This window comes from Kitasatospora sp. NPDC048722 (genome assembly GCF_040650235.1).
GTDB lineage: Bacteria > Actinomycetota > Actinomycetes > Streptomycetales > Streptomycetaceae > Kitasatospora.
Genome location: NZ_JBEZGX010000035.1, coordinates 71,241 through 93,460, shown reverse-complemented (window position 1 = coordinate 93,460; position 22,220 = coordinate 71,241). Strand labels below are relative to the sequence as shown.

The 22,220-nt window shown below is 72.2% G+C and carries 15 protein-coding genes; 7 read left to right on the top strand and 8 right to left on the bottom strand.

Going from position 1 to position 22,220, the window contains the following annotated elements; all coding sequences use genetic code 11:
* The first annotated feature begins 55 nt into the window (after positions 1 to 55).
* The 3 genes from AB0C76_RS24760 to AB0C76_RS24750 all read left to right on the top strand — a co-directional run bounded on the left by AB0C76_RS24760 (position 56) and on the right by AB0C76_RS24750 (position 2,931).
* Positions 56 to 604, top strand: a complete 549-nt coding sequence (locus tag AB0C76_RS24760; protein WP_359969398.1) for a MarR family transcriptional regulator — start codon at positions 56 to 58, stop codon at positions 602 to 604.
* A gap of 77 nt (positions 605 to 681) precedes the next feature.
* The gene (locus AB0C76_RS24755) at positions 682 to 1,023 is read left to right on the top strand and encodes a DUF3817 domain-containing protein (protein ID WP_329927945.1); all 342 of its coding nucleotides are present in this window, start codon (positions 682 to 684) and stop codon (positions 1,021 to 1,023) included.
* Between the two features lie 222 nt (positions 1,024 to 1,245).
* Positions 1,246 to 2,931 (top strand): methylmalonyl-CoA mutase family protein, encoded by a 1,686-nt coding sequence (locus AB0C76_RS24750; protein ID WP_359969395.1) that lies wholly within the window; start codon positions 1,246 to 1,248, stop codon positions 2,929 to 2,931.
* A 58-nt stretch (positions 2,932 to 2,989) separates the two neighbouring features.
* Here AB0C76_RS24750 and AB0C76_RS24745 read toward each other — a convergent pair whose 3' ends face one another.
* Positions 2,990 to 3,634, bottom strand: coding sequence for a TetR/AcrR family transcriptional regulator (locus AB0C76_RS24745; protein ID WP_359969424.1), 645 nt, complete (start codon positions 3,632 to 3,634; stop codon positions 2,990 to 2,992).
* A gap of 426 nt (positions 3,635 to 4,060) precedes the next feature.
* Here AB0C76_RS24745 and AB0C76_RS24740 point away from each other — a divergent pair, with 426 nt between their 5' ends.
* The 4 genes from AB0C76_RS24740 (at position 4,061) to AB0C76_RS24725 (ending at position 8,610) form a co-directional block, all read left to right on the top strand.
* The gene (locus tag AB0C76_RS24740; RefSeq protein WP_359969393.1) at positions 4,061 to 5,068 is read left to right on the top strand and encodes a tetratricopeptide repeat protein; all 1,008 of its coding nucleotides are present in this window, start codon (positions 4,061 to 4,063) and stop codon (positions 5,066 to 5,068) included.
* Between the two features lie 715 nt (positions 5,069 to 5,783).
* Entirely contained in the window at positions 5,784 to 6,446 is a 663-nt protein-coding gene (locus tag AB0C76_RS24735; protein WP_359969390.1) for a DUF6230 family protein, read from the top strand.
* 134 nt (positions 6,447 to 6,580) lie between these two features.
* Positions 6,581 to 7,177, top strand: a complete 597-nt coding sequence (locus tag AB0C76_RS24730; protein ID WP_359969387.1) for a DUF6114 domain-containing protein — start codon at positions 6,581 to 6,583, stop codon at positions 7,175 to 7,177.
* Positions 7,174 to 8,610: a hypothetical protein gene (locus AB0C76_RS24725; RefSeq protein WP_359969384.1), complete on the top strand. Its 1,437-nt coding sequence runs from the start codon at positions 7,174 to 7,176 to the stop codon at positions 8,608 to 8,610. The genes AB0C76_RS24730 and AB0C76_RS24725 overlap by 4 nt, the downstream gene beginning before the upstream one ends.
* A 97-nt stretch (positions 8,611 to 8,707) precedes the next feature.
* On the opposite strand, the gene pyk is transcribed toward AB0C76_RS24725, so the two are convergent.
* The 7 genes from pyk to AB0C76_RS24690 form a co-directional block, all read right to left on the bottom strand.
* Entirely contained in the window at positions 8,708 to 10,135 is a 1,428-nt protein-coding gene (gene pyk / locus AB0C76_RS24720) for a pyruvate kinase (RefSeq protein ID WP_359969381.1), read from the bottom strand.
* A 94-nt stretch (positions 10,136 to 10,229) separates the two neighbouring features.
* Entirely contained in the window at positions 10,230 to 11,453 is a 1,224-nt protein-coding gene (locus tag AB0C76_RS24715) for an acetate kinase (RefSeq protein ID WP_359969379.1), read from the bottom strand.
* A 99-nt stretch (positions 11,454 to 11,552) separates the two neighbouring features.
* On the bottom strand, positions 11,553 to 13,682 hold the full coding sequence (pta, locus tag AB0C76_RS24710) for a phosphate acetyltransferase (RefSeq protein ID WP_359969376.1): 2,130 nt from the start codon (positions 13,680 to 13,682) through the stop codon (positions 11,553 to 11,555).
* Between the two features lie 194 nt (positions 13,683 to 13,876).
* Positions 13,877 to 16,237 carry a 1,4-alpha-glucan branching protein GlgB gene (glgB, locus tag AB0C76_RS24705; protein ID WP_359969373.1) on the bottom strand — a complete coding sequence of 787 codons (2,361 nt, stop codon included), beginning with the start codon at positions 16,235 to 16,237 and terminating at the stop codon, positions 13,877 to 13,879.
* A 61-nt stretch (positions 16,238 to 16,298) separates the two neighbouring features.
* Positions 16,299 to 17,789, bottom strand: a complete 1,491-nt coding sequence (locus tag AB0C76_RS24700) for a phosphotransferase (protein WP_359969371.1) — start codon at positions 17,787 to 17,789, stop codon at positions 16,299 to 16,301.
* A 254-nt stretch (positions 17,790 to 18,043) separates the two neighbouring features.
* The gene (treS, locus tag AB0C76_RS24695; RefSeq protein ID WP_359969368.1) at positions 18,044 to 19,768 is read right to left on the bottom strand and encodes a maltose alpha-D-glucosyltransferase; all 1,725 of its coding nucleotides are present in this window, start codon (positions 19,766 to 19,768) and stop codon (positions 18,044 to 18,046) included.
* Positions 19,765 to 21,720: an alpha-1,4-glucan--maltose-1-phosphate maltosyltransferase gene (locus AB0C76_RS24690; protein WP_359969421.1), complete on the bottom strand. Its 1,956-nt coding sequence runs from the start codon at positions 21,718 to 21,720 to the stop codon at positions 19,765 to 19,767. Before AB0C76_RS24690 ends, treS begins: the two co-directional genes overlap by 4 nt.
* Between the last annotated feature and the right edge of the window lie 500 nt (positions 21,721 to 22,220).

Genomic DNA, 22,220 nt, shown 5'->3' with positions numbered 1-22,220 from the left:
GTCCAGCATCAGGACGGCTGGTAGCACACGTCCGTTCCGCCGGTACGGTAAGGACGTGGCCAAGCCCCTCGCACTCGACTTCGACCCGATCGCCCGCGCCGACGAGCTCTGGACCCGCCGCTGGGGCGGCGCCCCCTCGATGGCGGCGATCACCTCGATCATGCGCGCCCACCAGATCCTGCTCTCCCGGGTCGACGCGGTGCTCAAGCCGTACGGGCTGACCTTCGCCCGCTACGAGGCGCTGGTGCTGCTCACCTTCAGCCGGACCGGCGAGCTGTCCCTCTCCAAGATCGGCGAGCGGCTCATGGTCCACCCGACCAGCGTCACCAACACCGTCGACCGGCTGGAGCGGGCCGGCCTGGTCGCCCGCCGCCCCAACCCGCTGGACGGCCGCGGGGTGCTCGCGTCGATCACCGCGCGCGGCCGCGAGGTGGTCGAGGAGGCCACCCGGGAGCTCATGGCGATGGAGTTCGGGCTGGAGGAGTACGACGCCGGCCAGTGCCGACAGGTGTTCGAGCTGCTCCGGCCGCTGCGGGTCGCCGCCGGGGACTTCACCGACGAGGGTGACGAAGCCGACCAGGGGCCTGCGCCGGCGCGGCCGTGAGGGCGGCTACCCTCGTTCGGAGCGGTGCGCAGATCCGGACGTACCGGCCGATCCAGCCGAACGAGGCGATGTAGAAGATGAAGGCGACCCCCCTGCTGGGCTGGTACCGGGCCCTGGCCGTCGCGACCGGTGTGGCACTGCTGGTGTTCTGCGGCTTCATGGTCGCGAAGTACGGGTTCCAGACCGGCGAGGACGTGACGACGTACGTCGCGATGCTGCACGGCTACCTGTACATCGGGTACTTCGTGGTGACCTTCCTGCTGGGCCAGAAGCTGAAGTGGCCGCTCGGCCGGCTGGTGCTGACCCTGGCGGCCGGCTGCATCCCGTTCCTCTCCTTCGTCTTCGAGCGCCGGGTGGCCCGCGAGGCCGCCGCGAGCCTCCCGGCCGGGTCGGACGCCCGCCAGCCGGCCGGCGTCTGAGCGCGGACGCGGCGCGCGGTCACGACGGAACCTTCGAGGGCCCTCCTCCCCGGCGCGGGGAGGAGGGCCCTCCGTCGTTCCCGGGGAGACTTCCGAGGTGTCCATCGGCGCGCCCCGGTTCGTCCATCGACAAGTAGTAGGACGTCCGAGTAAATTAGTAGGACGTCCTAATAGCTGTGCCGCCCCGATGTCGTGGCGGCCGTACGGAGCGGAGTTCGGCCCATGGACGCCGAGGAGATCGAGCGCGGACGGCAGCGCTGGCAGCAGCGGTACGACGCGGCCCGCAAGCGCGACGCCGACTTCACCACCCTCTCCGGCGACGAGGTCGCGCCGGCCTACGGTCCGCCGGCCGGGCAGCCGTACGAGGGCTTCGAGCGGATCGGCTGGCCGGGGGAGTACCCGTTCACCCGCGGGCTGCACGCCACCGGCTACCGCGGGCGCACCTGGACCATCCGCCAGTTCGCCGGGTTCGGCAACGCGCAGCAGACCAACGAGCGCTACCGGATGATCCTGGAGGCGGGCGGCGGCGGCCTCTCGGTCGCCTTCGACATGCCGACCCTCATGGGCTACGACTCCGACGACGCCAAGTCGCTCGGCGAGGTCGGCCACTGCGGCGTGGCCATCGACTCGGCCGCCGACATGGAGGTGCTGTTCGACGGCATCCCGCTCGGCGAGGTCACCACCTCGATGACGATCAGCGGCCCGGCCGTCCCGATCTTCTGCATGTACCTCGTCGCCGCCGAGCGCCAGGGCGTCGACCCGGCGGTGCTCAACGGCACCCTGCAGACGGACATCTTCAAGGAGTACATCGCCCAGAAGGAGTGGCTCTTCGCCCCCGAGCCACACCTGCGCCTGATCGGCGACCTGATGGCGTACTGCGCCGAGGGCATCCCCGCGTACAAGCCGCTGTCCGTCTCCGGCTACCACATCCGCGAGGCCGGGGCGACGGCCGCGCAGGAGCTGGCGTACACCCTCGCCGACGGCTTCGCGTACGTCGAACTGGGCCTGTCCCGGGGCCTGGACGTGGACGTGTTCGCGCCGGGCCTGTCGTTCTTCTTCGACGCGCACCTCGACTTCTTCGAGGAGATCGCCAAGTTCCGTGCCGCGCGCCGGATCTGGGCCCGCTGGATGCGCGACCGCTTCGGCGCGAAGACGGACAAGGCGCAGTGGCTGCGCTTCCACACCCAGACCGCCGGCGTCTCGCTCACCGCGCAGCAGCCGTACAACAACGTGGTCCGCACCGCCGTCGAGGCGCTGTCCGCGGTGCTCGGCGGTACCAACTCGCTGCACACCAACGCCCTGGACGAGACCCTGGCGCTGCCCTCCGAGCAGGCCGCCGAGATCGCCCTGCGCACGCAGCAGGTGCTGATGGAGGAGACCGGCGTCGCCAACGTGGCCGACCCGCTGGGCGGTTCGTGGTACGTCGAGGCGCTGACCGACCGGATCGAGCAGCAGGCCGAGGCGATCTTCCAGCGGATCCTCGACAAGGGCCGCGAGGACCACGAGATCGGCCCGATCACCGCCGGCATCCTGCGCGGGATCGAGGAGGGCTGGTTCACCGGGGAGATCGCCGAGGCCGCCTTCCAGTACCAGCAGGGCGTGGAGAAGGGCGAGAAGCGCGTGGTCGGCGTCAACTGCCACCCGCGCAGCGTCACCCCCGAGCTGGAGATCCTGCGGGTCAGCCACGAGGTCGAGCGCGAGCAGGTGCGCGTCCTCGCCGAGCGCAAGGCGGCCCGGGACGAGGCGGCGGTGCGGGCCGGGCTGGACGCCATGCTCGCGGCGGCGCGCTCGGGCGAGTCGATGATCCCGCCGATGCTGGACGCGGTCCGCGCCGAGGCGACGCTGGGCGAGATCTGTGACGCGCTGCGCCGGGAGTGGGGCACCTACCAGGAGACCGCGGCCTTCTAGCAGGACCTCCGGAGCCGTCCCACGCCATGGGCGCGGGACGGCTCCGGCATGCCCCGCGTCAGTCGGCGGCGAGACTCGGGAACGGGCCCAGCAGGAGGCTGGTGAAGCGGCGGGTCCACTCCGGGGTGATCGGCTCCCCGCTGACCAGGACACGGTGCTCGACCGTCCCCGCGATGGTGTCGAAGATGATGTCGATCTCCTCGCCGGCCGCCGACGGGTCGGTGTCCGGGGCGAGTTCGCCGCGCGCCTGGGCCGCCGCCCGGCCCTGGCGGACCAGTCGCTTCTGCGGGTCGACGATGGCCTCCCTGATCCGCCGGCGCAGCTGCCGGTCGCGGGTGCCCTCGGCGAACAGGGCGAGCAGCGCGGCCTGGGTCTCGGGCCGGGCCAGCAGGTCGGCGAACTGGGCCACCACGGCCTCGATGTCGGCCCGCAGGCTGCCGAGGTCGGGCATCACGAGCTCGTCGAAGAGACTGGCGACGGCGTCCACGACGAGCTCGTTCTTCGACGGCCAGCGGCGGTAGAGGGTGGTCTTGGCGACCTTCGCGCGGGTGGCGACGTGGCCCATGGTGAGTCCGCCCCAGCCGAGTTCGGCGAGCGTCTCGCGGGTGGCGTCGAGGATCGCGAGGTCGGCGGCGGCGCTGCGCGGGCGTCCCTTGGCCCGGACCGTGACGGCCTCCGCCGGGGCACCCGGGGCCGCCGGCAGCGCCGCGGCGGACGGGTTCGCGGCGGTCGGCTGGCTCACGGGGGGCTGGGCGGCCGGCACCGGGCCTCCTTGCACTTTACTGGTAAGTAACTTGAGTGGGGCTGGTAACGGTAGCGACTGTCCGGCACTTCGGACAGCCGGGCGGTCCGCGAAAGTGGGGCAGGTCACGTCGCGGAACGGCCGGTGGGGCTTGCGGGCGGGGCACTCGCTCCAGTTACGCTACGACTCGTAGCGAAAGCAGTGACAACCGGGCGCCGGATCCCGTGGGACGGGAACGGCGCGGGTGCGGGTGGGGATCCGCACCGGAGGCAGCAGGCTACTGGGGGGAGCGCACGGCGCTCCTGGGAGAGGCACCGCGCAGCACGCGCGGGACGACTTTCCCGAGGTTGGTGCTCGCGGGCGGCGCGGACGGGGGAGGATGGTGCCATGCAGCCACGGAATTCGCGTCAGAACAGCTCCGCCCTGCGTGGTGCGGTCGACCTCGCCGCCGTGAAGGCGGCCGGTGAGGCAGCCCAGAAGGCCGAGCAGGCGCGGGCCGAGCGGGCCCGCCAGGCCGCCGCCGCCGAGGCGGCCGGCATCGCCCCCGCCGAGCCCGCTTACCAGCTCGTCATCGACGTCACCGAGGACACCTTCGAGACCGAGGTCGTCCAGCGCTCCGCCGAGGTGCCGGTCGTCATCGACTTCTGGGCCGAGTGGTGCGGCCCCTGTAAGCAGCTCAGCCCGATCCTGGAGGGCCTGGCCGAGGAGTACGCCGGCCGGTTCGTCCTCGTCAAGATCGACGTCGACTCCAACCAGATGCTGGCCCAGCAGTTCGGCATCCAGGGCATCCCGGCCGTGATGGCCGTGGTGGCCGGTCAGCTGGTGCCGCTGTTCCAGGGTGCGGAGAGCGCGGCCAACGTCCGCAAGGTCCTCGACCAGCTGATCCTCGTCGCCGAGCAGCGCTTCGGCATCGTCGGCGGCCCGGCCGCCCCCGGCGCCGCGGACGGCGGGGCCGGTCCGGCCGGCGCCCCGCAGCGCTTCGAGGACCCGGCGCTCGCCGCCGCGCACGACGCACTCGACCGCGGCGACCTCGGCGGCGCGATCCAGGCCTACAAGAACGTGCTGGCCGACCAGCCCGGCAACACCGAGGCCAAGCTGGGCCTGGCCCAGGCCGAACTCCTGCACCGCGTCGAGGGCCTGGACCTCCAGGCCGTCCGGGCGGCCGCCGCGGCCGACCCGAAGAACGTCGAGGTGCAGCTCCAGGCCGCCGACCTGGACCTGGTCGGCGGCCACGTCGAGGACGCCTTCGGGCGCCTGATCGACACCGTCGGCAAGACCTTCGGTGCGGACCGGGACACCGTCCGGCTGCGCCTGCTGGAACTCTTCGAGGTCATCGGCGCGGAGGACCCGCGCGTCGTGGTGGCCCGGGCCGGGCTGGCGCGCGTGCTCTTCTGAGCGCCCCCGCCCTTCTGGGCGCGTGTGCCGGGCGGTGCGGCTGGCACGGTGGGTGACCTGCGGTGTCGCTGGTGATTTGGCGACAATCCGGGTAACCCGGCCGAGGTTTACCAAATCTTGATTTCACCCGTGGGTGGTCACCAAGTGTGACCACCCACGGGTGTTTCGGCGGTGTTTCCGGGGGATTTCGCCGTCACGATTCCTGCACGACGTCACGCACGGTGCGGATCCGGCCGAGTTCATGATCGACGCCACCGACTGTTGCATTACCCGTCAGTAAGGCACCTCTTGTGCTTCGCCCGGGATTCAAGCACGATCGGCCACGCCCGGTCCCAGACTCCTTCCCCCGACAGCCGGTCGGCCACGGGGAGCGCGGGATCCCCACCGGGTGATCCGCCGGCCACGGCCGGCGGTAGGGAGGGCAGGGGGGTATCCGCGGTCCCACGGCGGTTCCTGTCCTTCGACCGGCCGCGTGCCCTGCGCGGTCGCTGGTTGTCGCTCGGGGGTGATCGCCGATGTCGCCGGTCCTGCCCGCCGCCCCACAAGGACGGCCGGTCCAGGGACGGGAGTGCCGCTCCACGCAGGCCGCTCCCGCGTCCGACGACGCGCGCGCTCTCCGCTACCGAGGACGTAGCTCTCTCCCATCCCAGGCCCCCACCGGTGCTGGAGGCATCGCCGGGGAGCCGGAGATGTACGTCCCAGAAGGAGGACTCGCATGTCCAAGACCTACGGCAAGACCCGCTGGAAGCGCTTCGCCCTGGTGATGGTGCCGAGCATCGCGGCCACCGCCGCGGTGGGCACCGCAATGGCCAACAACGCCCTGGCCGCTTCGTTCAGCGTTTCGGGCCAGAGCTTCAAGGTCACCACGCAGGAGCTGCACGGCACCAACTTCGCCCAGTTCGGGTCGATCGACGCCGAGCAGAACGGCACTCCGCACCCGGTGGCCATCTCGGCCTTCGACTCGGCCACGATCAAGGGCCTGTGCCAGTCGGTGGTGACCGACCCCAACGTCATCCCCGGCCTGCCGTGGAAGCTGCCGAAGATCACCCTGCGCCTCGAGGCGGGCAACAGCGACGACGTGGCCAAGCAGGTCCAGGCCAAGAACCTGCTGATCGACCTCGACCAGCTGAACGCGGACGCGACCTTCACCAACATCAACATCGGCCAGGACGCGTCCACCCTCAAGGGCACGGCCACCCAGGGCTGGCACTCGAAGCTCGGCGGTCTGCCGACCGGCGCGGTCGGCTTCGCCCAGGCCGCCGACAAGGCGGACCTGACCAACGTGCAGCAGCAGGCCTGGGCCACCTCGGCCGGAACCTTCACGCTCAACGGCCTGAAGCTCCAGCTGCACACCGACGGCACCGGCGAGTGCTTCTAGGTTGCTGACGGGCGGCGGGCCGGAACCGGCCCGCCGCCTCGACCGCACCTGCCGGGGGGGCGGGGCGGCGATTTCGCCGACCCCGGATCCCCGACCTTGTCATCCCCTCGTACACACCATCGAGGAGCTCCATCGTGTCCAGCGCCCTTGCCGAGTACCGACCCGCCGAGCACGAGAACCCCGCCCAGTGGCTGCGCCGGGTGTTCCGTACCTTCCGCCGGACGAGGCCGTACTACGGCGGCCTGCTGGCCATGATCGCCGGCGTCCCGATCATGTACTTCCCGTACGCGAAGCTCTCGTTGGGCGGCATGACGGTCGCCATGGCCACCACGGCGGGCGCCGGTTCGCTGATCATCGGCGTGCTGCTGATCGTGCTCGGGCTGACCGCCTGGTTCCAGCCGGCCGTGCGCTTCTTCGCGGGCGTCGCGACCACGCTGCTGACGCTGGTCTCGATCCCGGTCTCCAACCTGGGCGGCTTCGGGCTGGCGATCCTGCCCGGCCTGATCGGCGGTGGCCTGATGATGGCCTGGGCGCCGCTGCCGGAGCCGGAGGCGGCCGAGGTGGCCGCGCCGGGCAAGGCCGAGAGCGCCGCGACGGAGGCCGCCGTGGCCGAGAGCGTCACCGCCGCGACGCCCGCCGAGCCCTCGGCCGAGGCGCCGACGGCGAAGCTGCCCGCCCAGGCCGAGCCGAAGGAGCAGCCCGCGGCTGTGGACCCGAAGGAGGCACGGTGAGTGCCACCGACGACCAAGCGAAGCGCTCCGGGCGCCACGCCGCGCCGCGGACGCCCGTCCGGGTGCGGCTGCGGGGCCGGGCGCTGGCGATGGCCGCGGTGCCGACGGCGCTGCTGATGGCCGCCGCCTACACGCCGAACCCGGCGTCGGCCGAGTCCACGGCGGGCAAGGCGTGCCCCACCGCACCCGTGGCGGTGCCGGACGTCTCGCCGATCGAGGAGACGCCGGTGCCCAAGAGCGAGCTGCCCGTGCCGCCGCCCGGTCCGTCCGCGACGCCCTCCACGGGTGCCGGTGCGACGAGCGTTCCGACACAGGCCCCGACGGCGGTGCCCACCCCGCAGCCGTCCACGCCGCAGCCGTCCGCGCCGGTGAAGACGCCGACCACCACCCCGACGGTCGCGGCGACCACCGCGCCGGCCGTCCGGTCCGCCGCCGACGGCAGCGCGGGCGCGGTGAGCGCGGTCTACCAGGGCGACGCGAGCGGGACGGCCAAGGCGTCCCAGGCCGGGCTGATCGGCGACATCCTCGGCGGCATCAACAACCTTCTGAACCCGGGTGGTTCGGCGTCCCCGTCGCCCTCCGCGTCGCCGACCGCCACCCCGACGGCCACGGCGACCACTCCGGCGCCCGCCGCCCCCGCCCCGCGGGTCGGAGCCCCGGTCCAGCCCGGTCAGCCGCAGCCCCAGACCCAGCCGTCCGCGCAGGTGCCCGGCGGCGGCACGGTGACCCAGGCCCCGAAGCCGCCCGTGGCCGGCAGGGCGCCCACCAAGCCGGCGCCGTCGTCCGGCGCTTCGTCCGGCGCCTCGGCCGCGCCGTCCGCTTCCGCCTCCGGCCCGGCGCCGTCGTCCTCGGCGTCCCCGTCGGCCTCCGGCTCCCCGACCGCGAACCCGAACTGCGCGGTGGACGCCCGCGGGCTGACCGCCGCCGCGGCACCCGGCGAGCAGGTCGTCCCGGAGCAGAACTGGACGCTGCAGACCAGCCGCCTCGGCCTGCACGGCGCGGCCTTCCACGGCGTCTACGACGTCAAGACCCCGACCGGCACCAAGCGGGTGCTGAAGTTCATGGTGTCGAGCGTCGACATCGAGAACCTCGACATGTCGACTCTTGAGGGCAACGGCGTGACGTTCCACGTCCAGGGCGCCCCCGGCTCGACCTCGACCATGCGCAACGGCCCGGTCACCATGTACGTGGAGCGGCTGTCCGGTCACCTGTCCAAGCTGCTGGGCCTGCCGATCCCGATCGACCTGGGCGAGATCACCCTCACCCCGGACACCCTGCCGCGCTGGCTGTACGACCTGATCGGCTCGGTCCCGATCCCGCTGGACATCGAGCTGACCGGGGTGACCGCCAAGCAGGCCGGCCAGTTCGGCGGCACGCTGCACATCCCCGGGATGCACATGTTCAACGACAACGCCCCCTACAGCGACAAGTAGCGCCACGCCGGAACGACCGGGGAAGCGCACGACGCCCGTGGGGCGGCCCTCCGTCGCGGAGGAGCCGCCCCACGGGCGTTCGGCGGTCCGGCGGGTACTACTCGCCGTGCGTGCCCAGGCGGTGCACCTGCACCATGTTGGTGGTGCCGGGGATGCCGACCGGGACGCCGGCGGTGACGATGACGGTGTCGCCCTCGGACAGCTCGCCCATCTTCAGCAGCTCGCGGTCGACCTGCGCGACCATCGCGTCGGTGGTGGCCACCTGCTCGGTGACGTACGACTCGACGCCCCAGCTCAGCGAGAGCTGGTTGCGGGTGGCCGCGTCCGGGGTGAACGCGATCACCGGGATCGGCGAGCGGTAGCGGGACAGCCGGCGCGCGGTGTCGCCGGACTTGGTGAACGCGATCAGCGCCTTGCCGTTCAGGAAGTCGCCCAGCTCGCACGCGGCGCGGGCGACGGAGCCGCCCTGGGTGCGCGGCTTGCGGCCCGGGTTGAGCGGCTGCAGGCCCTGGCCGACGAGCTCCTCCTCGGCCTTCTCGCAGATCCGGCTCATGGTGCGGACGGTCTCGACCGGGTACTTCCCGACGCTCGACTCGGCCGACAGCATGACCGCGTCGGTGCCGTCCAGGATGGCGTTGGCGACGTCGGAGACCTCGGCGCGGGTCGGGCGCGAGGCGTGGATCATCGACTCCATCATCTGGGTGGCGACGATGACCGGCTTGGCGTTGCGGCGCGCCAGCGTGATCAGGCGCTTCTGGACCAGCGGCACCCGCTCCAGCGGGTACTCCACGGCCAGGTCGCCGCGGGCGACCATGATGGCGTCGAAGGCGAGGACGATCTCCTCCATGGCCTCGACGGCCTGCGGCTTCTCGATCTTGGCGATGACCGGCACGCGGATGCCGACCTCGTCCATGACCTCGTGGACGTCCTTGATGTCGTCCGCGTTGCGGACGAAGGACAGGGCGATCATGTCGACGCCCAGGCGGAGCGCGAAGCGCAGGTCGTCCTTGTCCTTCTCGGACAGGGCGGGCACGTTCACGGCCGCGCCGGGCAGGTTGATGCCCTTGTTGTTCGAGAGCACGCCGCCCTCGACCACCACGGTCCTCACCCGCGGGCCGTCGACGCTGACGACCTCCAGGGCGATGACGCCGTCGTTGATCAGGATCGGGTCGCCGGGCTTCACGTCGCCGGGCAGGCCCTTGTAGGTGGTCCCGCAGATGTGCTGGTCACCGGGGACGTCCTCGGTGGTGATGGTGAACTCGTCGCCGTTGTCGACGGTCACCGGGCCGTTGGCGAAGGTCGCCAGACGGATCTTGGGACCCTGGAGGTCGGCAAGGACGCCGATGGCCTTGCCGGTGTCCTCCGAGACCTGGCGGACCTTTCGGTACCGCTCCTCGTGGTCCGCGTGGGTGCCGTGGCTCATGTTCAGTCGGGCGACGTTCATGCCCGCCTCGACGATGGCCTTCAGCTGTTCGTAGGAGTCCGTCGCCGGACCCAGGGTGCAGACAATTTTCGCTCGGCGCATATGGATCAGTCTATCCGTTCGTGTTATGGGTGCATTCGGCACGAATCGTGAGGAATCGCCGACGAAGGATTCCGCGGACCGAGACGACGGAGTGTCAGCCCGCGGACGCCTCCTGCTGTCGATGGACCAGGGCGAAGGCCTGCCGGGCGATCTCCAGCTCCTCGTCGGTCGGCACGACCGCGACCACCACCCGCGCGTACTCCGGCGAGATGATCCTGGGCTCGCCGGAGCGCACGGAGTTCAGCTCGGGGTCCACCGCGATGCCCAGCTCCTCCAGGCCGGCCGTGGCCGCCGCGCGCACCGGTGCGGCGTTCTCGCCGACGCCCGCGGTGAACGCGATCGCGTCCACCCGGCCGAGCACGGCGTAGTAGGCGCCGATGTACTTGCGGAGCCGGTGGACGTAGGAGTCGAACGCGAGCTTCGCGTCCGCGTCGCCCTCGTCCGCGCGGCGCATGATCTCGCGCATGTCGTTGTCCCCGCACAGGCCGCGCAGGCCGCTGCGGCGGTTGAGCAGGTCGTCGATCTCGTCGATCGACAGGCCGCCCACCCGGTGCAGGTGGAACACCACGCCCGCGTCGATGTCACCCGAACGGGTGCCCATGACCAGGCCCTCCAGCGGGGTCAGGCCCATCGAGGTGTCCACGCACCGGCCGCCGCTGACGGCCGAGGCGGAGGCGCCGTTGCCCAGGTGCAGCACGATGACGTTCACCTCGGCCGGGTCCTTGCCGAGCAGCCGGGCGGTGGCCCGCGAGACGTACTGGTGCGAGGTGCCGTGGAAGCCGTACCGGCGCACCCGGTGCTCGTCCGCGACGGCCTTGTCGATCGCGTACCGGGCGGCCGGCTCGGGCATCGAGGCGTGGAAGGCGGTGTCGAAGACGGCCACCTGCGGCAGGTCCGGGCGCAGCGCGCGGGCCACCTCGATGCCGGTGATGTTGGCCGGGTTGTGCAGCGGCGCGACCGGGATCAGGCGGCGGATCTCCCGGAGCACCTCGTCGGTGAGCACGGTCGGCTCGGTGAACCGCTTGCCGCCGTGCACCACGCGGTGGCCGATCGCGGCGAGCTCGGGGGAGTCCAGCCCGACGCCGTCGGCGGCGAGTTCCTCGGCGACGGCCTTGAGCGCGGCGGAGTGGTCCGGGAAGGTCTGCAGGCTCTCGCGCCGCTCGCCGGAGCGCGGGGTGTGCACCAGCCGGCCGCTCGGCTCGCCGATCCGCTCGACCAGCCCGGAGGCGAGCCGGGCGCCGTCGAGCATGTCGATCAGCTGGTACTTGACCGACGAGGAGCCGGCGTTCAGCACCAGGACGCGCGTGCCTTCACTCATGCGTCCACCTCGCCGCGCTCGGCGCTCGCTTCGCGAAACGCGCACCCGCTGACGATTCCCCCCGGCCTCCGGCCGGGGGGACCCCCGTGCTGCGCTCGCTCATGCGTTCGTCTCCTTGCGGTCCTGGGACTGGATGGCGGTGATCGCGACGGTGTTGACGATGTCCTGCACCAGCGCGCCGCGCGAGAGGTCGTTGACGGGCTTGCGCAGGCCCTGGAGGACCGGGCCGACGGCGACCGCGCCCGCCGAGCGCTGCACGGCCTTGTAGGTGTTGTTGCCGGTGTTGAGGTCCGGGAAGATCAGTACGGTCGCCCGGCCGGCCACTGCGGAGCCCGGCAGCTTGGTGGCAGCGACGTGCGCGTCCACCGCGGCGTCGTACTGGATCGGGCCCTCGACCAGGATGTCCGGGCGCAGCTCGCGGACGAGCTCGGTGGCCTTGCGGACCTTGTCGACGTCCGCGCCGGAGCCGGAGGTACCGGTCGAGTAGGAGAGCATCGCGACCCGCGGCTCGACGCCGAACTGGGCGGCGGTGGCGGCGGCCTGGATCGCGATGTCGGCCAGCTGCTGGGCGTCCGGGTCCGGGTTGACGGCGCAGTCGCCGTACACGAGGACCTTGTCGGCCAGGCACATGAAGAAGACGCTCGACACGATGGACGCGCCCGGCGAGGTCTTGATGACCTCGAAGGCGGGCCGGATGGTGGCGGCGGTGGAGTGCACCGCGCCGGAGACCATGCCGTCGGCGATGCCCTCCTGGACCATCAGGGTGCCGAAGTAGGAGACGTCGGTGACGACGTCCAGCGCGAGCTCGACGGTCATGCCCTTGTGGGCGCGCAGCCGCGCGTACAGTTCGGCGAACTGGCGGCGCAGCGGACTGGTGGTCGGGTCGACGATCCGGACCTGGGCGCGGTCGGCGCCGGAGTCCTCCTGCGGTATCGCGATGCCGAGGCCCGCGGCCTTGCGGCGCACCGCGTCGGCGTCGCCGAGGAGGGTGAGGTCGCAGATGTTGCGGCGCAGCAGGATCTCGGCCGCGCGCAGCACGCGCTCCTCGGTGCCCTCGGGCAGGACGACGTGCCGGCGATCGGCGCGGGCGCGCTCCAGGAGCTCGTGCTCGAACATCATCGGGGTGACCCGCTCGGACCGGCCGACCTCGATCCGGTTGGTCAACTCGACGGTGTCGACGTGTAGTTCGAACAGCCCGAGGGCGATCTCGGCTTTCCGGGGGCTGGCCGTGCTGAGCTTGCCCTCCAGGTGGGTCAGGGTGGCGGCGGTCGGCCAGCTGCCCCCGGGGACGACCGCGACCGGGGTGCCGGGGGCGAGCCGGGCGGCCAGCGCCATGACGTTCGGCCCCGGGTGCTGGCCGAGCGTCAGCAGCACGCCGGCGATCGGCGGGGCACCGGCGGCGTGCGCGGCGAGCGAGCCGATGACCAGGTCGGCGCGGTCCCCGGGGGTGACGACGAGGGCGCCGTCGGTCAGCGCGTCGAGGAAGGTCGGCAGCATGGCGCCGCCGAAGACGAAGCCGCGCACGTCCCGGGAGAGCCCGGCGGCGTCCCCGAGCAGCACCTCGGCGCCGGTGGCCTCGACCAGCTGGGCGACGGTGGGCGCGGCCAGCGCCGGCTCCTCCGGGATGACGTAGGCGGGGATCGGCAGCTTCTCGGTGAGCTTGCGCTGGATCCGCTGCTTGGCGGCGGGGGCGACCCGGTTGGCGATCATCGCGAGGGTCTCGCAGCCGAGGTCGGTGTACGCCCGGTGGGCGTTGCGGACCTCGGCGGTCACGGCCTCCGCCTCCTTGCCCTGCCCGCCGAGCACCGGCAGCACGGCGGCGCCGAACTCGTTGGCCAGGCGGGCGTTGAAGGCCAGCTCGTCCGGGATGTTGGTGTCCGCGAAGTCGGTGCCGAGCACCAGCACGGCCTCGCAGCGCCGTTCCACCGCCCGGAACCGGTCGACGAGGACCGACACCAGCTCGTCCTGCCCCTGCGCGGCCTGCAGGGCGGCGGCCTCCTCGTACGTCAGCCCGTACAGGTCGGTGGCGGGCAGGTCGATCCGGTACCGGCCGCGCAGCAGCTCGACCACGTGGTCCGACCCGGACTCCCCCGGCGCGTGCGCGTGCACCAGCGGCCGGAACACCCCGACCCGGTCCACCTGCCGGGTGAGCAGTTCCATGACCCCGAGCTCGACCGCCTGCCGTCCGTCCCCCCGGTCGATCCCGGTCACGTACACGCTGCGCGCCACGCGGTCTTCTCCGTCCCGTCGTCTCGGAAAGTGGTCATATCGACCATACCTTCGCACCCCGAACGGGCGTCCGCGAGCAGAGCATCCCGGCAGGAGCAAGGGACGAAGGTCCCGTCGGTCGCAGAAGGCCGCGAACGGTGGCACCGCGGACGTCCGACGTCCGCGGTGCCACCGTTGGCCGTGCCGCAGCGGGGTCAGGCCGGGCGGAGCCAGATGGTGGCCAGTGGGGGGAGGACCAGGTCGGCGGAGCGGGGCTGGCCGTTCCACTCGACGGGGTCGGCCTTGATCGGGGTCGAGTTGCCGGTGCCGGTGCCGCCGTAGGCTTCGGCGTCGGTGTTGAGGACTTCCTCCCACAGCTGGTCGCGGCCGTCGAGGGCGGGGAGGCCGACGCGGTGGCCGTGGCGGACGACGGGGGAGAAGTTGCAGACGGCGACGAGGGGCGAGCCGTCGGCGGCGTGGCGGACGTAGGAGAGCAGGTTGTCGTCGGCGGCGCCGCCGTCGAGCCATTGGAAGCCCTCGGGAGAGGTGTCGAGCTCCCAGAGGGCGGGGGTGTCGCGGTAGTGGCGGTTGAGGTCGCGCACGAGGCGGCGCACGCCCTGGTGGTCCCGGTGGGCCGGCCACTGCTCGTCGAGCACCCACCACTGCGGGCCGACCTCGTGGTCCCACTCCGCGCCCTGGGCGAACTCCTGTCCCATGAAGAGGAGTTGCTTGCCGGGGTGGGACCACATGAAGCCGAGGTAGGCGCGGTGGTTGGCACGCTGCTGCCACCAGTCGCCGGGCATCTTGGAGACGAGCGCCTGCTTGCCGTGCACGACCTCGTCGTGGGAGATCGGCAGGATGTAGTTCTCGGAGTAGGCGTACACCATCGAGAAGGTGATCTCGTTGTGGTGGTACCGGCGGTGCACCGGCTCCTTGGACATGTAGACCAGCGAGTCGTGCATCCAGCCCATGTTCCACTTGAGCCCGAAGCCGAGCCCGCCGCTGTCGGTCGGGCGGGTCACGCCGTCCCAGGCGGTCGACTCCTCGGCGATGGTCACGACGCCCGGGCAGCGCCGGTAGACGGTCGCGTTCATCTCCTGGAGGAAGGAGGCCGCGTCGAGGTTCTCCCGTCCGCCGAACTGGTTGGGCGTCCAGGCGCCGCCCTCGCGGGAGTAGTCGAGGTAGAGCATCGAGGCGACGGCGTCCACCCGCAGCCCGTCGATGTGGAACTCCTCGCACCAGTAGACCGCGTTGGCGACGAGGAAGTTGCGCACCTCCTTGCGCCCGTAGTCGAACTCCAGCGTGCCCCAGTCGGGGTGTTCGGCGCGCAGCGGGTCGGCGGGCTCGTAGAGCGGCTCACCGTCGAAGCGGGCGAGCGCGAAGGCGTCCTTGGGGAAGTGGGCGGGCACCCAGTCGACGATCACGCCGATCCCGTGCCGGTGCAGCGTGTCGACGAGGTGGCGGAAGTCGTCCGGGGTGCCGAGGCGGGCGGTGGGCGCGTAGTAGCCGGACACCTGGTAGCCCCAGGAGCCGCCGAAGGGGTGCTCCATGACCGGCATGAACTCCACGTGGGTGAAGTTCAACTCCTTGAGGTAGCCGGGGAGTTCCTCGGCGATCGCGCGGTAGTCGGTCAGATCGGGCCGCCAGGACGGCAGGTGCAGCTCGTACACCGACATCGGCGCCCGGTGGTGCGCGGCGCGTGCGCGGCGGGCCATCCACTCGCCGTCCTCCCACCGGTAGGCGGAGGAGGTGACGACGGACGCGGTGCCGGGCGGGCACTGGGCGGCGCGGGCCAGGGGGTCGGCCTTGTCGAGCACCCAGCCCTGCCGGGTGTGGATCTCGTACTTGTACGTGGCGCCCTCGGCCAGCCCGGGGACGAACAGCTCCCACACGCCGGAGGAGCCGAGCGAGCGCATCGGGTGCCCGGTGCCGTCCCAGTGGTTGAAGTCCCCGATCAGCCGCACCCCGGCGGCGTTCGGCGCCCACACGGCGAACGCGGTGCCGGCCACGCCGTCCACCGTGCGCACGTGCGAGCCGAGCACCTGCCACAGCTGCTCGTGCCGGCCCTCGGAGATGAGGTGCAGGTCGAGCTCGCCGAGGGTGGGCCGGGTGCGGTAGCCGTCCTGCTGGACGAGCGGTTCGCCGCCCGGGTAGGTCACCAGCAACCGGTAGTCGGGCGGTGCGTCGCCGGCGAGCAGGCCGGTGAACAACCCGCCCTGCTGGTGGGTGAGTTCGGCCGGGCCCTGGGCGGTCTCGACCACGACCCGTTCGGCGAACGGCCGCAGCACCCGGATGGCGGTGCCGCCGTGCACGGGGTGGGCGCCGAGCAGTGCGTGCGGGTCGTGGTGCTGGCCGCCGACCAGCCGGTCCACCTCGGAGGGCGGCAGCGGCGCCTCGGGCAGCCGGAGGGCCCCGGCCGGCAGCGGTTCGGGAGTCCGGGCGGGATCGGGATCGGGAGCCGGAGCGGGACCGGGAGCGGAGGTGGCGGCCGGGGCAGGAGCGGGTGTCCCCGTACCGGCCAGGAACGTGGCCGGTACGGGACGGGTGGTGCGGCCGGGCGGGTCGAGCGGCGTCACGGCGGGGTCCTCCTGCGGCGGGGGGTGTGGGCGAACTCCTGCGGGCGGTACGAGCGGGGGATCACACGGTCAGGGCGAGCCGGTTGATCGCGGCCAGCGGGATCGGCAGCCAGCTCGGCCGGTGCCGGGCCTCGTACACGACCTCGTAGACCGCCTTGTCGATCTCCAGCGCCCGCATCAGCTCCGGCGAGGCCGCCGGGTCGACGCCGCCCCCGGCGGTGTACCCGGCGCAGAAGGCGGTGCGGTTGCGCTGGGCCCAGGCGGCGGCGAGGTGGGCGAGCTCGGGGTCGACCGGACCGCCGGCGAGGAGGTGGGCCGCCGCGTAGTCGAAGGAGCGCAGCATCGCGGCGACGTCGCGCAGGGCGGGCTGCGGTTCGCGGCGCTCGTTGACGGACTTGGCGGGCTCGCCCTCGAAGTCGAGCAGGACCCAGCCGTGCGGGGTGCGCATGGCCTGTCCGAGGTGCAGGTCACCGTGGATGCGCTGGACCGGAAGGCCGTCCGGGTGGGCGTCGGCGAGCTGCTGGAAGGCGCTGCGCAGGGCGGCCCGGTAGCGCATCAGGCCGGGGACGGCGGCGACGGCGCTGTCGAGGCGGTCGGCCATGGCGGTGGCGAGCTGACGGGTCTGGGCGCGGTCGAGGCGGGCGACGGGCATCGAGCGGGCGAGCACCCGGTGCACCTCGGCGGTGGCCCGGCCGAGCCGGTGGGCCTCGATCGCGAAGTTGCCGGGGGACGGGTCGCCCTTGAGCCGGCCCACCTGGTCGAGGGCGAGCTCCCAGCCGTCCTCGGCGTCCGGCAGGTAGCGCTGGAGCAGACCGAGGGTGGCGGGTTCGGCGCGTTCCATCCGGCTCTCGAACCAGGCCGCGACGCGCGGGATGCGGGTGGAGCCGGCCCGGGAGAGGGCGAGGGAGAGTTCGAGGTCGGGGTTGGTGCCGGGGTGGACGCGGCGGAAGAGCTTGAGGATGTAGGAGGTGCCGTAGATGACCGAGCTGTTGGACTGCTCGGCGGTGGAGGCGCGTCCGGGGATCGTGGTGGGCAGGCCGGAGCCGGGGGTGCGGCGGAACGACAGCGAGCCGAAGCGGTCGCCGGTGGCCAGGTGTTCCAGCAGGCGCCCGGTGAGCTCCGGGTCGTGGACGGCGTCGTAGAGCGTCGCGCCGTCGTACGGGCCGTGGGTGAGCCGGCCGAGCACGGCGCCCGGCTCGATGTCGGCGGGGCGCTCGGAGCGGACGCCGAGGAGGAGCTGGTAGACGTCCCCGTGCGGGGCGCCGGCCGTCGTGGCGTGCTCGACCCGCAGCAGGAGGTGCAGCAGGGCCGGGTCGCCGACCTGCAGCGGGGTTCCGACCACCGGGGTGAGTCCGGTGATGGGCCGTCCCTTCCCGGCGTACCAGCGCTGGGTGGGGAGCCACTCGGCGATCAGCGGCAGGGCCGCCTGGACGAGTTCGCTGACCCCCAGGGCGGTTCTCCGGAGCCCGGTGCTCCGCGCGCCCGCCGGCGCGGCGGGGCCGGCCGGGGTGTCGTGCTGCACATGGGCTTGAGAACGGGAGGTTTCGGACATGACTCCCTTTCCCCGGAAGCGGGCCGACTGCCCGACGGGTCTGGCCGGGTCCGTCAGTCTTCCGGATTTCGGCGGCGCGGCGGTGGCGGCACGCGAGCGGGGCTCAGGTGTCACGCCTTCGTGTGGGTGGCCGTTGGGCTGTTCTCCGTACGCGGCGCCGGGGGCGCCGCGGGGCGGAGGACCCCGGGGCGCGCGGGTGCAACTCGCGCCCCCCGAGGGTCTGGTGGTGCGGTCGGGGCCGGTGCGGCGGATCGTTACTTCGACCGCCTGGTCCCGCTCAGTCGCGGGGGCTGCCGGAGCTGGAACCAGTAGAAGCCGTGGCCTGCCAGGGTGAGCAGGTACGGCCACTCGCCGATCGAGGGGAAGCGCACTCCGCCGATCAGCTCGACCGGGTAGCGTCCGCCGTACTGCCGCAGGTCCAGTTCGGTCGGTTGTGCGAACCGCGAGAAGTTGTTCACGCACATGACCAGGTCCCCCTCGTGCTCCCGCACGAAGGCCAGCACCGCGGGGTTGCTGGAGGGCAGTTCGGTGTACGTGCCCAGGCCGAACGCCGGGTTGAGCTTGCGGATCTCGATCATGCGACGCGTCCAGTGCAGCAGTGAACTCGAACTGCTCTGCTGCGCCTCGACGTTGGTCACCTGATAGCCGTACACCGGGTCCATGATGGGCGGCAGACTGAGCCTGCCCGGGTCGGCGGAGGAGAAACCCGCGTTGCGGTCCGGGGTCCACTGCATCGGGGTGCGGACGCCGTCCCGGTCGCCGAGCCAGATGTTGTCGCCCATGCCGATCTCGTCCCCGTAGTAGAGCACCGGCGAGCCGGGCAGCGAGAGGAGGAGGGCGGTGAACAGCTCGATCTGGTTGCGGTCGTTCTCCAGCAGCGGGGCGAGCCGACGCCGGATGCCCACGTTGGCGCGCATCCGGGGGTCCTTGGCGTACTCCGCGTACATGTAGTCGCGCTCCTCGTCGGTGACCATCTCCAGGGTCAGCTCGTCGTGGTTGCGCAGGAAGATGCCCCACTGGCACCCGTACGGGATGTGCGGGGTCTTGGCGAGGATCTCCGACACGGGGTAGCGGGACTCGCGCCGCACCGCCATGAAGATCCGCGGCATCACCGGGAAGTGGAACGCCATGTGGCACTCGTCGCCGCCCGCCGCGAAGTCGCCGAAGTAGTCGACGACGTCCTCGGGCCACTGGTTGGCCTCGGCGAGCAGCACGGTGTCGGGGTAGTCGGCGTCGATCTCCTTGCGGACCCGCCGGAGGAACTCGTGGGTCTCCGGCAGGTTCTCGCAGTTGGTGCCGTCGCGCGCGAACAGGTAGGGCACCGCGTCCAGCCGGAAGCCGTCGATGCCGAGGTCGAGCCAGAACCGCAGCCCGGCGATCATCTCGTCCTGGACGCGGGGGTTGTCGTAGTTGAGGTCCGGCTGGTGAGAGAAGAACCGGTGCCAGAAGTACTGCTTGCGGACCGGGTCGTACGTCCAGTTGGAGGTCTCGGTGTCGACGAAGATGATGCGGGCGTCCGGGTACCGCTTGTCGTCGTCGGCCCACATGTAGAAGTCGCCGTACGGCCCGTCGGGGTCCGCACGGGAGGCCTGGAACCACGGGTGCTGGTCGCTGGTGTGGTTCATGACGAAGTCGATGATCACGCGCATGCCGCGGGCGTGCGCGGCGTCCACGAACTCCATGAAGTCGCCGAGGTCGCCGAACTCGGGCAGCACCGACTTGTAGTCCGCCACGTCGTACCCGCCGTCGCGCAGCGGCGAGGCGAAGAACGGGGGGAGCCAGAGGCAGTCGATGCCGAGCCACTGGAGGTAGTCGAGCTTGGCCGTGAGCCCCTTCAGGTCCCCGACCCCGTCGCCGTTGCTGTCCTGGAAGGACCGCACCAGCACCTCGTAGAAGACCGCACGCTTGAACCACTCGGGGTCCAGGTTCTTCTTCGAGGTCTCGGGGAAGGTGTCGGGGACGGGCTCGTTCACTGTCACGCTGGGTTCCTCCGAACCGTGAGGAGGTGAGCCGGCTCGGCTGAGGGATCGAGCCGGACGTAGTTGTGCCGGCCCCAGGTGTAGACGGCGCCGGTGAGCTCGTCGTGCACCGCGAACGGGCCGTCGCCGTCGAGCGTGACGGTGGCCTCCTGGACGTGGTGCGGGTCGAGGTTGACCACGGTGATGACCTGGTCGGTCAGGCCCTCCGGCGTGGTCGCGGTCTTGGAGTAGGCGATCACCTGGTCGTTGTCGGTGGGGTGGAAGCGCAGGTCGCGCAGCTGGCGCAGGGCGGGGTGGCGCCGGCGCAGCCGGTTGAGCACGGTGAGCAGCGGGGCGAGGGTGTCGGTGCGGTTCCAGTCGCGCGGGCGCAGCTCGTACTTCTCCGAGTGCAGGTACTCCTCCGAGCCGGGGTGGGCCGGCTCGTTCTCGTACAGCTCGAACCCGGCGTAGATGCCGTAGGTGGGGGAGAGCGTGGCGGCGAGCACGGCGCGGACGGCGAACGCGGCCCGGCCGCCGTGCTGGAGGTAGGCGTGCAGGATGTCGGGGGTGTTGGCGAAGAAGTTGGGCCGCATGTAGGCGGCCGCGTCACCGGTGAGTTCGGTGAGGTAATCGGTGAGTTCCGGCTTGGTGGTGCGCCAGGTGAAGTACGTGTACGACTGGTGGAAGCCGATCTTCCCGAGGGTGTGCATCATCGCGGGACGGGTGAAGGCCTCCGCCAGGAACACGACGTCGGGGTCGGTGCGGGCGATGTCGGCGAGCACCTTCTCCCAGAACAGCACCGGCTTGGTGTGCGGGTTGTCGACCCGGAAGATCCGCACTCCGTGGGACATCCAGAAACGCAGGATTCGGACGGTTTCCTTGACGATTCCATCCATGTCCTGATCGAAGTTGATCGGATAGATGTCCTGGTACTTCTTCGGCGGGTTCTCGGCGTACGCGATGGTGCCGTCGGCGCGGTGGTTGAACCATTCCGGGTGCTTGTTCACCCACGGATGGTCGGGGGAGCACTGGAGGGCGAAGTCCAGCGCCACCTCCAGGTGCAGCGCCCGGGCCTCGGCGACGAAGTGGTCGAAGTCCTCGATGGTGCCGAGGTCCGGGTGGACGGCGTCGTGGCCGCCCTCGGGGGAGCCGATCGCCCAGGGCGAGCCGACGTCGTGCGGACCGGCCGTCAGGGTGTTGTCCGGGCCCTTGCGGTAGGCGCGGCCGATCGGGTGGACGGGCGGGAGGTAGACCACGTCGAAGTCCATCGCGGCGATCGCGGGCAGCCGCTCGGCGGCGGTGCGCAGGGTGCCCGAACGCGGCGGTTCGACGCCGTTCGGGTCCACCACGGCGCCCTCCGACCGCGGGAAGAACTCGTACCAGGAGCCGAACAGGGCGCGCTCGCGGTCCACCTGGAGCGGCAGCGGGCGGGAGGCGCTCAGGAACTCGCGCAGCGGGTACCGGGCGAGCAGCTCCAGCACCTCGGGGGCGAGCGCGGCCGCCAGCCGGGACAGCGGCGGCAGGCCGGGGTCGCGCAGCGCGTCGGCGGCGGCGAGCACGTGCGCGCGGCCCTCCTTCTTCGGCACGCCGGCCGCGGCCTGCTCCAGCAGGCGGGCGCCCTCCTCCAGGACGAGCGCGGTGTCCATCCCGGCGGGGAGCTTGACCGACGCCGTCCTGCGCCAGGTGGCGATCGGGTCGCTCCACGCCTCGACCAGGTACGACCAGCGGCCCGGCGCGGTCGGGGTGACGTGCGCGCCCCAGCGGTCGGTGCCCTCGGCGAGCTCGCGCATCGGGGTCCACGGGCCGCTGCGCCCGCGCGGGTCGCGCAGCACGACGTTGGCGTTGACGGCGTCGTGGCCCTCGCGGAACACGGTCGCGGTGACCGGGAAGGTCTCGCCGACGACGGCCTTGGCCGGGCGGCGGCCGGAGTCGACGAGCGGGCTGACGTCCAGGACGGGGATGCGGCCGATCACGGTGTCGCTCTCTGTCTTTCGGGCGGCGGTCTTGCCGGCGGCGGTCTTGCGGGCGGGCGCCTTGCGCGGCGGGGCGTCGGCCTTCGCGGCGCCCGCCTTCGCGGCACCGGACCTCGCACCGGCCTTCGCGGCGGCACCCGGCGCCGCGGCACCGGCCCCCGGGGTGGCGGACGGCGCGGTGGACCCGGCGGTGGCGGTGCGGCGCGTGGTGGTGCGCCTGCGCGGTGCCGTGGTCCGGCTCTCGGCGGCCCCTGGTTGTCGGGCCGCTGCGGAGGACTCGGGCTCGGAGTGTTCGAGCGGAGAGGGGTGTTCGGACGAGGGCTGCCCGGGTGAGGCGTGCTCGGGTCCGGAGTGCGGGGGACGGGCCGCTCCGGCCGCCCGGGGCGCCGGCATCGCCGTATCCGTCCGAGTGTCAGAATCCATCCGTCCGGCGGATTCCGCGACCGCTGCGTCGAAGGTGTCGGCCACCGGTGTGGACTGGTCCCGCGTGTCGCCGTGCA

Excerpts from the sequence above, each read along its gene's own strand:
- AB0C76_RS24715 (WP_359969379.1), bottom strand. The coding sequence starts at position 11,453 with ATGAGTGAAGGCACGCGCGTCCTGGTGCTGAACGCCGGCTCCTCGTCG.
- AB0C76_RS24735 (WP_359969390.1), top strand. The coding sequence starts at position 5,784 with ATGTCCAAGACCTACGGCAAGACCCGCTGGAAGCGCTTCGCCCTGGTG.
- AB0C76_RS24700 (WP_359969371.1), bottom strand. The coding sequence starts at position 17,789 with ATGTCCGAAACCTCCCGTTCTCAAGCCCATGTGCAGCACGACACCCCG.
- AB0C76_RS24740 (WP_359969393.1), top strand. The coding sequence starts at position 4,061 with ATGCAGCCACGGAATTCGCGTCAGAACAGCTCCGCCCTGCGTGGTGCG.
- pyk (WP_359969381.1), bottom strand. The coding sequence starts at position 10,135 with ATGCGCCGAGCGAAAATTGTCTGCACCCTGGGTCCGGCGACGGACTCC.
- AB0C76_RS24750 (WP_359969395.1), top strand. The coding sequence starts at position 1,246 with ATGGACGCCGAGGAGATCGAGCGCGGACGGCAGCGCTGGCAGCAGCGG.
- AB0C76_RS24755 (WP_329927945.1), top strand. The coding sequence starts at position 682 with ATGAAGGCGACCCCCCTGCTGGGCTGGTACCGGGCCCTGGCCGTCGCG.